The following is an 11,621-nucleotide window of genomic DNA, read 5'->3' as shown; positions in this document are numbered from 1 at the left end:
GACCTGGCGGGGCAGCCATCGTCCGTCACCGATTCTGCACCGTGCCCGTGCCCGCACCACTCGGCTGTAACCGCGATGAAACCGGGCTGTCGTCAAGCCCTTGTGCACGCAACTCGCATGCCAGCGGGGGTAGGATGCGCTTTTTCCCGCCCGGATCCGCCGCCGCCATGCTGACCATCTCGAAACTCGTCCCCCAGGGCCAGGGCCTGGCCGCCGTGCTGCTCAAGCGCGCTGCCACGGTGGCGGTGCCGCAGGCGCAGCGACGCAGCGGCCAGTTCGAGGGCACCGACAGCCAGGGACGCACCCTGGCGGTGAACCTGCCCACCGGCATGCGCACCGGCGATGTGCTGCTGGCCAGCGATGGCTCGCTGATCACGGTGCAGCCGGCCGCCGGCGAGACGCCGGACCCGGTGGCGATTCCGGTCAAGGTGGCGGTGGCGCCGCACGTGCACGGGCCCGGATGTGGCCACGACCACGGTCACGACCATGACCACGGTCACTCACACAGCCATGACCACGGGCACGTCCATGGCCCGGGCTGCGGCCACGACCACTGAGGCCGCGTCGGCGTCAGCCGGTCAGACCGGCACCCACAGCGCCGGCAGTCCCGGCATCGCCTTGAACAGCTCGCTCAGCGCGCCCCGGCGCACCAGCGCGGTGGCGGCATCGATGTCGGGCGCCAGGTAGCGGTCCACCGGCATCGCCGGCACCTCGGCGCGCAGCAGCGCGTGGGCGCGCTCCAGCACGGCCGAGCTGGCCAGCGGTCGCAGGAACTCGATGCCCTGGGCCGAAGCCAGCCACTCGATCGCCAGGATGCGGGCCACGTTGTCGATCATCGGCTGCAGGCGGCGCGCGGCGAAGGTGGCCATGCTGACATGGTCCTCCTGGTTGGCGCTGGTGGGCAGGCTGTCGACGCTGGCCGGGTGGGCCAGCGACTTGTTCTCGCTGGCCAGCGCCGCGGCGGTGACATGGGCGATCATGAAGCCGCTGTTCAGGCCGGCGTTGCTGGTCAGGAAGGGCGGCAGGCGCGAGACACCGGCGTCGATCAGCATCGCGATGCGCCGCTCGGCGATCGCGCCCACCTCGGCGATGGCCACCGCGCAGGCATCCGCGGCCAAGGCCACCGGCTCGGCGTGGAAGTTGCCGCCGCTGACCATGCTGCCGTCTTCAAAAAACACCAGCGGGTTGTCGGTCACCGCGTTCGCCTCCCGCACCAGCACCAGCGCGGCGTGGCGCAGCTGATCCAGGCAGGCGCCCACCACCTGGGGCTGGCAGCGCAGGCAGTACGGGTCCTGCACACGGTCGTCGCCGTCGGTGTGCGACTGGCGGATCGCGCTGCCGGCCAGCAGCGCACGGTAGTACTGGGCCACGTCAATCTGGCCGGGCTGGCCGCGCAGCGCGTGGATGCGCGGGTCGAAGGGGCCGTCGCTGCCGCGCGCAGCGTCCACGGTGAGGGCCCCGATCACCAGCGCGCTCTCCAGCACCGGCTCGAAAGCCAGCACACCGTGCAGCGCCAGGGCTGCGGAGGTTTGCGTGCCGTTGATCAGCGCCAGGCCCTCCTTGGCCTGCAGCGCCAGCGGCGCGATGCCGTGCTGGGCCAGCAGGCCCGCCGCCGGTACCTTGGCGCCGTCCACATTGAAGTGGCCTTCGCCCAGCAGCGCCAGCGTCATGTGCGACAGCGGCGCCAGATCGCCCGAGGCGCCCACCGAGCCCTGCGCCGGCACCCAGGGCACCAGGCCGGCGTTGTGCACCGCCAGCAGGGTGTCGATCACCAGCTCGCGCACGCCGGAATGGGCGCGCGCCAGGCTGGCCGCCTTCATCGCCAGCATCAGCCGCACCACGGGCGCGGCCAGCGGCTCGCCCACGCCCACGCTGTGGCTGCGGATCAGGTTGAGCTGCAGCAGCGCCAGGTCCGTGGCGCTGATGCGCGTGCTGGCCAGCTTGCCGAAGCCGGTGTTGACGCCGTAGACCGGCGCGTCGCCGGCCGCCGCGGCCTGCACCACGGCGGCGCTGGCGCGGATCGCCGGGCGGGCGGCGTCGTCCAGCACCAGGCGCAGCGGCGCGGCGTGGATGGCGGTGAGTTGCTCCAGCGTCAGCGCGCCGGGGACCAGGGTCAGCTCAAGGCTCATGGGGATTCCATCGACAGGGGGAATACGGAGGGATGGTGGCGCGCGGCGGCGCCAACATCGCGGTTTTGTCGGCCGCGTGCGGCCAGGATGTCCAGATGCAACCACGACGACTGACGCTCGGCGCCCTCGCGGCGCTCGCCCTGGCCGGCGGGCCGCTCGCAGCCCAGGCGCAGGCCTTTCCCAGCAAGCCGGTGAAGATCATCATCGGCTTTCCGGCCGGCGGCCCGCTCGACGCGCATGCGCGGCTGCTGGCCGATGAACTGGGCAAGCGCCTGGGCCAGCCGGTGGTGATCGACTACAAGGCCGGCGCCGGCGGCACCGTGGGCGCCGAGTTCGTCGCCAAGAGCGAACCCGATGGCCACACACTGCTGATGGCCAACACCGGCACGATGGTCATCAACCCGGCCGTCTACAGCAAGCTCAGCTACCAGACGCTGAAGGACTTCGCGCCGGTGGCGCGCACCGCCCAGCAGCCGCTGGCGCTGGTGGTCAACCCGGCCGTGCCCGCCAACAGCGTGGCCGAACTGGTGAAGCTGGCGAAGAGCCAGCCCGGCCGGCTGAACTACGGCTCGGCCGGCAACGGCGGCATCAGCCACCTGGTGCCCGAGATGTTCAAGCAGGCCACCGGCACCTTCATCGTCCACATTCCCTACCGCGGCAGCGCGCCAGCCTTCACCGACCTGATCGCCGGCCAGGTGCAGCTGATGGCCGAGTCGGTGCCGCAGGCCGCGCAGTACGTGAAGGCCGGCAAGCTGCGCGCGCTGGCCGTGACCAGCCGCGAGCGCAGCGCCGCGCTGCCCGACACGCCCACGCTGATCGAGTCGGGCCTGAAGGGCTTCGACGTGGTGGGCTTCTATGGCGTGCTGGCGCCGGCGGGCACACCCAGGCCGGTGCTGGAGAAGCTCTCGGGCGCCTTCAAGGCGGTGCTCGAGACGCCCGACATCCGCACCCGCATGGTCAGCCAGGGCGCCGATCCGGCCTTCCTGGACCATGAGGCCTTCCGCGGCTTCCTGGCCACGGAAATGCCGCGCTGGGCGGCGGCCGTCAAGGCCTCGGGGACCAAACTGGACTGACACGTCGGCGGCTCGCTCAGGCCCGGGGCAGCATCGGCAGGTTCAGCGCGTGCTCGCGCGCGCACTGGCGGGCGATCTCGTAGCCAGCGTCGGCGTGGCGCATCACGCCGGTGGCGGGGTCGTTCCACAGCACACGCTCGATGCGCCTGGCCGCCGCGTCGGTGCCGTCGCAGACGATCACCACGCCCGAGTGCTGCGAATAGCCCATGCCCACGCCGCCGCCATGGTGCAGGCTGACCCAGGTGGCGCCGCCAGCGGTGTTGAGCAGCGCGTTGAGCAGCGGCCAGTCGCTCACCGCGTCGGAGCCATCCATCATCGCCTCGGTCTCGCGGTTGGGGCTGGCCACGCTGCCGCTGTCCAGGTGGTCGCGGCCGATGACGATCGGGCCCTTGAGTTCGCCGCTGCGGACCATCTCATTGAAAGCCAGGCCGGCGCGGTGGCGCTCGCCCAGGCCGATCCAGCAGATCCGCGCCGGCAGGCCCTGGAAGGCGATGCGCTCCTCGGCCATGTCGAGCCAGCGGTGCAGGTGGGCGTCCTCGGGGAACAGTTCCTTCATCTTGGCGTCGGTCTTGCGGATGTCCTCGGGGTCGCCCGACAGCGCCACCCAGCGGAACGGGCCCTTGCCGCGGCAGAACAGCGGGCGGATGTAGGCGGGCACGAAGCCGGGGAAATCGAAGGCGTTCTTCACGCCCTGGTCGAAGGCGACCTGACGGATGTTGTTGCCGTAGTCCACCGTGGGAATGCCCATGGCCTGGAAGTCGAGCATCGCCTGCACATGCACCGCGCAGCCCTGGGCGGCGGCGGCGCGCAGCGTGGCGTGCTGGCGGTCATCGGCCTGGGCGGCGCGCCACTGCGCCACCGTCCAGCCGGCCGGCAGGTAGCCGTTGACCAGGTCGTGGGCGCTGGTCTGGTCGGTCACCAGGTCGGGCTTCAGGCCACCGGCCTGGGCGCGCTTGACCAGCTCGGGCAGGATCTCGGCGGCATTGCCCAGCAGCGCGATGCTGATGGCCCGGCCCTCGGCGGTGTAGCGGGCGATGCGGGCCAGTGCGTCGTCCAGGTCGGTGGCCTGCTCATCCACGTAGCGGCTGCGCAGGCGGAAGTCGATGCGGCTTTGCTGGCACTCGACGTTCAGCGAGCAGAAACCCGCGAACGTGGCCGCCAGCGGCTGCGCGCCGCCCATGCCACCCAGGCCGGCGGTGAGGATCCATCTGCCAGCGGCCACGCCATTGAAGTGCTGGCGCGCCGCCTCGACGAAGGTTTCGTAGGTGCCCTGCACGATGCCCTGGCTGCCGATGTAGATCCAGCTGCCGGCGGTCATCTGGCCGTACATCATCAGGCCCTTGCGGTCGAGCTCGTGGAAGTGCTCCCAGGTGGCCCACTTGGGCACCAGGTTGGAGTTGGCGATCAGCACCCGCGGCGCATCGACGTGGGTGCGGAACACGCCCACCGGCTTGCCGCTCTGGACCAGCAGCGTCTCGTCGTCGTTCAGCGTGCGCAGCGAGGCCAGGATCTGCTCGAAGCAGTCCCAGTCGCGAGCGGCCTTGCCGATGCCGCCATAGACCACCAGCGCATCGGGGTTTTCGGCCACCGCCGGGTCCAGGTTGTTCTGCAGCATGCGGTAGGCGGCCTCGGTGAGCCAGCTCTTGCAGTGCAGCGTGGACCCGGTGGGCGCCTTGACGACGCGCGGGGTGGCATGGGGGTGCGACAGGTTGGTCATGGCGGTCTCCGGCAGGGTGCGCGGCGGTCAGGTCGCCGTGCGATGGGGATGGACTCTACTTGTCTAGACAGGTTTATGCAAGTACGATCCGCCACCATGGTTTCCCCCAGATCCCCGCAAGCGCCCTATGCACAGGTCAAGCAGCACCTGAAGGATCGGCTGGCCGCCGGTGACTGGCCGCCGGGCGCGCAGATGCCCTCCGAGGCCGAGCTGGTCGCGCAGTTCCACGTCAGCCGCATGACCGTCAACCGCGCACTCAAGGAGCTGCAGGCCGAGGGCCTGGTCGACCGCTTGCAGGGCGTGGGCACCTTCGCGGCGGCGCTGCACAAGGTCTCGTCCACGCTGATGCTGCGTGACCTGCACGAGGAGATCGCCGAGCGCGGCCACCAGCACGAGGCCCAGGTGATGCTGCAGCGCGAGGAGGCGGCGCCGCCGGCGCTGGCCGCGCAGCTGGGCGTGGCCGAGGGCACCATGGTGTTCCACACCGTGATCGTCCACCGCGAGAACGGCATCGCGCTGCAGTGCGAGGACCGCTACGTCAACCCGGCCGAGGCGCCGCAGTACCTGGCACAGGACTTCACCCGCATCACCCCCACCCACTACCTGTTCGGCGCCACCGCGCTGTGGCGCGCGCAGTACCAGGTCGAGGCCGCGCTGCCGACCGCGCCGGAAGCGCAGTGGCTGGGCATCGGCCGGGGGGATCCCTGCCTGGTGATCGTGCGCCGCACCTTCAGCCGCCAGGGACCGATCACGCTGGCCCGGCTGGTGCATCCCGGCGCCCGCTACCAGCTGCAGGGAGATTTCCAGCCATGACGATCCACCGCATCCACCTGGACCAGGCCGCGCCGGAGCCCTGGCGCAACGGCGGCGGCAGCACCCGCACCCTGCTGACCTGGCCCGGGCCTGACGACTGGACGCTGCGCGTCAGCGTGGCCGAGGTGCGCTCGCCCGGGCCCTTCTCGCCCTGGCCCGGCCACTGGCGCGGTTTTGCGGTGCTCGAAGGTGCCGGCGTGCGCCTGCACTTCGGCGCGCACCGCCAGACGCTCAGCACCGACAGCCCGCCGCTGGCCTTCGATGGCGCCGAAGCGCCGCACTGCGAGCCGCTGGACGGTCCCACGCGCGACCTGAACCTGATGGTGCGCCACGCCGAGGGCCCCGGCTGCATCGCCTGGGCACTGGCGCTGGGCCTGCCGCCGGGCCCACGCTGGCGCGGTCTGTACAGCCATGGCCACGCCTGGCTGCGCCGTGCAGGCGAAGCGCCGCTGGCGGTGCCCGCCGGCACGCTGCTGTGGAGCGAGGACGACCCGCACGCCTGGCAACTGGCCGGTGCCAGTGCACCCGCCTACTGGCTGGCCCTGCCGCGCGGAGGCACCCGATGAGGCAGCTGTGGCGCGGTGCGGCGATCGCGACGATGGACGGCACCAGCCCCTGGGGCTGGATGGCCGATGGCGCGCTGCTGGCCGAGGACGGACGCATCGTCTGGGTGGGCCCCGCCGATGCGGTGCCGGCCGACGCGCGCAACGACGAGGTGATCGACCTGCACGGCGGCGTGCTGCTGCCGGGCCTGGTCGATGCCCACACCCACCTGGTCTACGGCGGCGACCGCGCGGCCGAGTTCGAGCGCCGTCTGCAAGGCATCAGCTACGAGCAGATCGCCCGCGAGGGCGGCGGCATCCGCGCCACCGTCAGCGCCACCCGCAGCGCCACCGACGAGGACCTGCTGCACGGGGCCCTGCGCCGCGCCCGCGCGCTGCGCGCTGAAGGCGTGACAACACTGGAGATCAAATCCGGCTACGGCCTGACCGAGGCCGACGAGGCGCGCTGCCTGCGCGTGGCGCGCGCAGTGGGCGCAGCCACGGGCCAGACGGTGCGCACCACCGCCTTGCCGGCGCATGCGCTGCCGCCCGAGTACGCCGGTCGCGCCGATGACTACATCGACGCCGTCTGCACCTGGCTGCCGCGCTGGCAGGCCGAGGGCCTGGTCGACGCGGTCGATGCCTTCTGCGAGCGCATCGCCTTCAGCCCGGCCCAGGTCGAGCGGGTGTTTGAGGTGGCCCGCGCGCTGGGCCTGCCGGTCAAGCTGCATGCCGAGCAGCTCAGCGACAGCGGCGGCGCCGCGCTGGCGGCACGCTTCGGTGCACTCAGCGCCGACCACCTGGAATGGCTCAGCGACGAGGGCATCGCCGCGATGGCCGCCGCCGGCACCGTGGCGGTGCTGCTGCCCGGCGCCTTCCATTTCCTGCGCGAGACGAAGCTGCCACCCATCGAGCGACTGCGCGCCGCCGGCGTGCCGATCGCCGTGGCCACCGACCACAACCCCGGCAGCTCGCCGACGCTGTCGCCGCTGCTGATGATCCATCTGGCCTGCACGCTGCTGCGCCTGACCCCTGAGGAGGCCGTGGCGGGCATGACCCGCGAGGGCGCGCGCGCGCTGGGGCTGGCCGACCGCGGTACGCTGCAGCCAGGCCAACGCGCCGACCTCGCCCACTTCGACATCGATCACCCCCGCACGCTGGCCTATGCCTTTGGTCAACGCCCCACCTGCCGCACCTGGGTGGCCGGCCGGGAGACCGCATGAGCGCGCCGGGCCGGTGCCGCTACCCCGCGCGCACACCGCCGTGCGCCGCACGGAGGACTGACCCGTGACCCATCCCGTCTTCACCCTGCACCGCGGCCACCGGCCGCTGCTGGTCAGCGTGCCGCATGCCGGCACCGCGCTGCCGCTGGACCAGCAGCCGCGCTACACCGAGCGCGCGCTGCGCGTCGAGGACACCGACTGGTGCCTGGACGAGCTCTACGCCTTCGCCCGCGACCTGGGCGCCAGCCTGATCGTGCCGCGCCATTCACGCTACCTGATCGACCTGAACCGACCGCCCACCGACGCCCCGATGTACCCGGGTGCGAACAACACCGAGCTGTGCCCCACGCGCAACTTCGAGGGCCTGCCGATCTACCGCCCCGGCCAGGCGCCCGACGCCGCCGAGATCGCCCGCCGCCGCGAGCATTACTGGCGTCCGTACCACGAGGCCCTGGCCGCTGAGCTGGCCCGGCTGCGCACCGAGCACGGCCATGCGCTGCTGTTCGACGGCCACAGCATCCGCCCCGAGCTGCCCTGGCTGTTCGACGGGCGCCTGCCCGACCTGAACCTGGGCACCGCCGACGGCCAGGCCGCCACGCCCGCGCTGCGCGACGCGCTGCGCGAGGTCCTGGCAGCCCAGGACCGCTTCAGCTGGGTGGTCGACGGCCGTTTCAAGGGCGGCTACATCACCCGCCATTACGGCCAGCCGGCCCAGGGCGTGCAGGCCGTGCAGCTGGAGATGGGCTGGCAATGCGCGATGGACGAGGCCATGCCCGCGCAGGGCGAGCCGCGGCTGGATGCGGCCCGCGTGGCGCGCCTGCAGCCGGTGCTGGACGGGCTGCTGCGCACGATGCTGGCGCACGGGGCGGCGCGATGAGCCGCCTGCTGTGGGCCCCGCAGGCCTGGGTCGATGGCCGCTGGCAGGACCAGGTGCTGCTGGAGGTCGACGGCGCCGGCTGCTGGGCGCGCATCGTCGCCGACCAGCCCTGCCCGCCGCACGCCGAGCGCCTGGCCGGCCCGGGGCTGCCGGGCCTGGTGGATGCGCACAGCCACGCGTTCCAGCGCGCCTTTGCCGGGCTGTCGGAGCGGCGCGAGCAGGACAGCGACGACTTCTGGAGCTGGCGCGACCGCATGTACCGCGTGGCCGGTCAGGTCAGCGTGGACGAGGTGCGCGACATCGCCACCCACCTGTTCCATGAGCTGATCGAGGGCGGCTACACCCAGGTCTGCGAATTCCACTACCTGCAGCACCAGGCCGACGGTCAGCCGCATGCCGACCCGCTGGCCATGGCCTGGGCATTGCGCGACAGCGCGCGTGCCAGCGGCATCGGCCTGACGCTGCTGCCGGTGCTGTACGAGCGCGCCGGCTTCCGCCACGGCGCACTGCGGCCCGACCAGGCGCGCTTCCGGCTGGGCGCCGACGAGGTCTGGTCGGCCAGCCAGCGCCTGCGCACCCAGGCTGATGCGCGCTTCGACGCCGGCCTGGCGATCCATTCGCTGCGCGGCGCCGCGCCCGAGTCCATCCACCGTCTGGCCCACCTGGCCGCGGGCTGGTCCGGTGCGATCCACATCCACGTGGCCGAACAGACCGGCGAAGTCGACGACTGCCTGGCCGCCACCGGCCGACGGCCGATCGAGTGGCTGCTGCACGAACAGCTGCTGGATGCCCGCTGGCAACTGGTCCACGCCACGCATGCGACGCCCGCCGAGGTCGCCGGCGTGGCAGCCAGCGGCGCCGGCGTGGTGATCTGCCCCGGCACCGAGGCCGACCTGGGTGACGGCCTGACCGACCTGTCGGCCTGGCTGGCTGCCGGTGTGCCGGTGGCGGTGGGCTCGGACAGCCAGGTCACGCGCGACTGGCGCGAGGAACTGCGCTGGCTGGAGTGGGGCCAGCGCCTGGCCCGTCGGCAGCGCAACCTGGCGGCTGATCCGGCGCGATCGCAGCCGGCCACCGCGGCCCGCCTGTTCGAAGCGGCGCGCCAGGCTGGTGCCGCCGCTGCGGGCCTGCCGGCCTGGGGCCTGACGCCGGGGGCGCGCGCCGATCTGCTGGTGATGGCGGCGGACGACCCGGCCTTGACCGGCATCCCGGCCAGTCATCGGCTGGATGCGCTGGTGTTCTCGGCGCCCACACGGCCCTGGCGCGACGTGATGGTGGCCGGCACCTGGGTGCGACAGTCGAACCACCAGCCCGGCCGCGAGGCCGCCGCCGAGCGCCTGGCGGCGGTGATGCAGCGGCTGTGGCAGTCCGTCTGACATACCCACGGTGAAAGGCACACGGCGGCCCGCGGGCCGCCGTGCGGGGGTGCGCTCAGCCGCTCAGTGCGCGGCGGTGACCAGCCGGGTGGCCTCGGCGCGCTGGGCCTTGCGGGCCAGATTGCCTCCCGGGCCGTTGTGGCAGTCGTAGCAGGTCACCTGGGTGCCGGCCTCGTAGTGCTTCTTCTTGCCATCGGCATTGAAGTCGCGGACGGCCGCGGTCTTGGCCAGCGGCGAGCCGCGGAAGTCGGCGCCGTGGCAGTACGCACAGGCCTGACGATCGCGCTCGGCGGCATTGCCGTGGCCACCCACCCAGGCCTGGCCGATGGTGTGCAGGCCATGCGGACCGCCGTTGGCCGTGGTGCGCAGGTTGCTGTGGCAGGCGCTGCACTCGCTGAGCGTGCCGACATGGCCCTGGGTGTCGACGGACACCTGGTTGTCGCCGTCGTGCGAGCTGGTGTACTCGGCGTGCGTGGAGCCGTGGCAGGCCTCGCACTGCAGGCCGCCGTGGCCCTTGCTGAAGCGGTACAGGTTGAAGCCCGGGGCCGGCACGTTGGCGTTGGTGGCGAAGCGGGTGTCGGCCGGGGTCTTGACCTGGCCCTTGGCATTCACCGCCATCAGGTCGCGCTTGCCGTCGTAGTGGCAGGCCTGGCAGGTGGGTTGCTGCAGCCAGCCCACGCGCTTGGGCGAGCCGACCTTGGCCATCGTCGAGTGGCAGCTCTGGCACTGGATCGAGGGCAGGCCATCCGGGCCGGTGGCGTTGCCCATCACGCCGCGCAGGCACTTGGTTTCAGCACCCGGGTGGCACATGTAGCAGGCGCCGCGGTCCTTGTCGTCGCCCAGCTTCAGGCCCGTGTTGGGATTGATTACCGACGCGTGCAGCGTGTGCGTGGCGGAGGTCATGGCCGAAATGCCGACCTGGCCCGTCCCGGGCAGTGCGTTGGAGGCATGGCAGGCCGCGCACAGGATCGGGTGACCGCCGTCCGCGGAATCCAGCAGGCCCTTCTTCGAGTATCCGGCGGCCAGCAGCGCCTTCTTGTACTTGGCCGTCCCCAGATGCTGGTCGTCATGACGTGCCAGGATGTTGCGGCGGTAGTCCTTCTCGGGTCCGCGCGGGTCGTAGACCCAGCCGCGTGCCGGCTTGGCCGCGTCCTGCGAGCCGGAGGCATGACAGGCCACGCAGGTCATCTCGTCCGAGACCGGCAGGACCACACGGGCGTGCGCCACCTCGGTGCCGGTGCTGTCGCGCACCACCACCTTGGTCATCGGGTAGGTGTTCTTCTTGAACGTGTCATCGACCGGGGTGATGGGGATGCCCACCGCCTCCCACATCGCCGGCGTGGCCTGCCAGCTCATGGCCTGCGGTGTGACGCCCGCGGTGCCCAGGCCGGTCAGGCCGATGCCCGGAGGCAGGTCGGCGCCATACAGCGGCTTGGCGAAATCCCAGAAATTGGTCTTGCCCACCGAATAGGTGTTGCGCGAGCCGCCCAGGTCGGCCAGCGCCTCGAAGCTGACCGTGACACCGCTGGTCACCAGCTTGTTGTTGGTGGTGTCGATCACCTGCGCATGCAGCGTGTTGAACGGCGGGAGGATGCTGAACACCGAGTAGTCGGAGTCCATGCAGTGCATGCCCAGATCGTTCCAGCCCACCACCTTGAGGACAGCGGCCTGGGCCGGCAACAGGGCGGCACTGCTGAGTGCCAGGCCCGCCAGCAGGCGGGACCACAGGGTCAAGGGTCGCATCGTGTGGGTCCTCCGGGGGCAGATCGCCGGTGCGGTGTGAACGGCCATATACCCCAACGGGCGTGGGTATCTAGGTGGGTTGGACACGGATGCTCCGCTCAACAGAATGTGCTGTCAACACATATGTT

General features: G+C 71.8%; 10 protein-coding genes. 7 read left to right on the top strand and 3 right to left on the bottom strand.

Features of this window, described 5'->3' with window-relative positions; genetic code table 11:
• Positions 1–167: 167 nt before the first annotated feature.
• Positions 168–557: an urease accessory protein UreE gene (locus tag KAK03_RS05170; protein WP_210852112.1), complete on the top strand. Its 390-nt coding sequence runs from the start codon at positions 168–170 to the stop codon at positions 555–557.
• 21 nt (positions 558–578) lie between these two features.
• Here KAK03_RS05170 and hutH read toward each other — a convergent pair whose 3' ends face one another.
• A complete protein-coding gene (gene hutH, locus KAK03_RS05165; protein ID WP_210852111.1) occupies positions 579–2,129 on the bottom strand; it encodes a histidine ammonia-lyase in 1,551 nt (516 codons plus the stop codon).
• A gap of 95 nt (positions 2,130–2,224) precedes the next feature.
• Here hutH and KAK03_RS05160 point away from each other — a divergent pair, with 95 nt between their 5' ends.
• On the top strand, positions 2,225–3,202 hold the full coding sequence (locus tag KAK03_RS05160; protein WP_210852110.1) for a Bug family tripartite tricarboxylate transporter substrate binding protein: 978 nt from the start codon (positions 2,225–2,227) through the stop codon (positions 3,200–3,202).
• A 16-nt stretch (positions 3,203–3,218) separates the two neighbouring features.
• Here the strand turns inward: KAK03_RS05160 and hutU are convergent, their stop codons facing one another.
• Entirely contained in the window at positions 3,219–4,919 is a 1,701-nt protein-coding gene (hutU, locus tag KAK03_RS05155; protein WP_210852109.1) for a urocanate hydratase, read from the bottom strand.
• A gap of 96 nt (positions 4,920–5,015) precedes the next feature.
• Here hutU and hutC point away from each other — a divergent pair, with 96 nt between their 5' ends.
• The 5 genes from hutC to hutF all read left to right on the top strand — a co-directional run bounded on the left by hutC (position 5,016) and on the right by hutF (position 9,750).
• A complete protein-coding gene (gene hutC / locus KAK03_RS05150; RefSeq protein WP_210852108.1) occupies positions 5,016–5,732 on the top strand; it encodes a histidine utilization transcriptional repressor HutC in 717 nt (238 codons plus the stop codon).
• A complete protein-coding gene (locus KAK03_RS05145) occupies positions 5,729–6,298 on the top strand; it encodes a HutD/Ves family protein (RefSeq protein ID WP_210852107.1) in 570 nt (189 codons plus the stop codon). Before hutC ends, KAK03_RS05145 begins: the two co-directional genes overlap by 4 nt.
• Positions 6,295–7,497 (top strand): imidazolonepropionase, encoded by a 1,203-nt coding sequence (gene hutI / locus KAK03_RS05140; RefSeq protein ID WP_210852106.1) that lies wholly within the window; start codon positions 6,295–6,297, stop codon positions 7,495–7,497. The genes KAK03_RS05145 and hutI overlap by 4 nt, the downstream gene beginning before the upstream one ends.
• Positions 7,498–7,561: 64 nt before the next feature.
• Positions 7,562–8,374, top strand: coding sequence for an N-formylglutamate deformylase (hutG, locus tag KAK03_RS05135; RefSeq protein ID WP_210852105.1), 813 nt, complete (start codon positions 7,562–7,564; stop codon positions 8,372–8,374).
• Entirely contained in the window at positions 8,371–9,750 is a 1,380-nt protein-coding gene (gene hutF / locus KAK03_RS05130) for a formimidoylglutamate deiminase (protein WP_210852104.1), read from the top strand. The genes hutG and hutF overlap by 4 nt, the downstream gene beginning before the upstream one ends.
• 63 nt (positions 9,751–9,813) lie before the next feature.
• Here the strand turns inward: hutF and KAK03_RS05125 are convergent, their stop codons facing one another.
• The gene (locus tag KAK03_RS05125) at positions 9,814–11,493 is read right to left on the bottom strand and encodes a multiheme c-type cytochrome (RefSeq protein ID WP_210852103.1); all 1,680 of its coding nucleotides are present in this window, start codon (positions 11,491–11,493) and stop codon (positions 9,814–9,816) included.
• Between the last annotated feature and the right edge of the window lie 128 nt (positions 11,494–11,621).

The sequence above is a fragment of the Ideonella alba genome (assembly GCF_018069845.1).
Lineage (GTDB): Bacteria > Pseudomonadota > Gammaproteobacteria > Burkholderiales > Burkholderiaceae_C > Ideonella > Ideonella alba.
The sequence above is the reverse complement of the archived record's forward strand: the minus strand, read 5'-3'. Positions and strand labels throughout refer to the sequence as shown.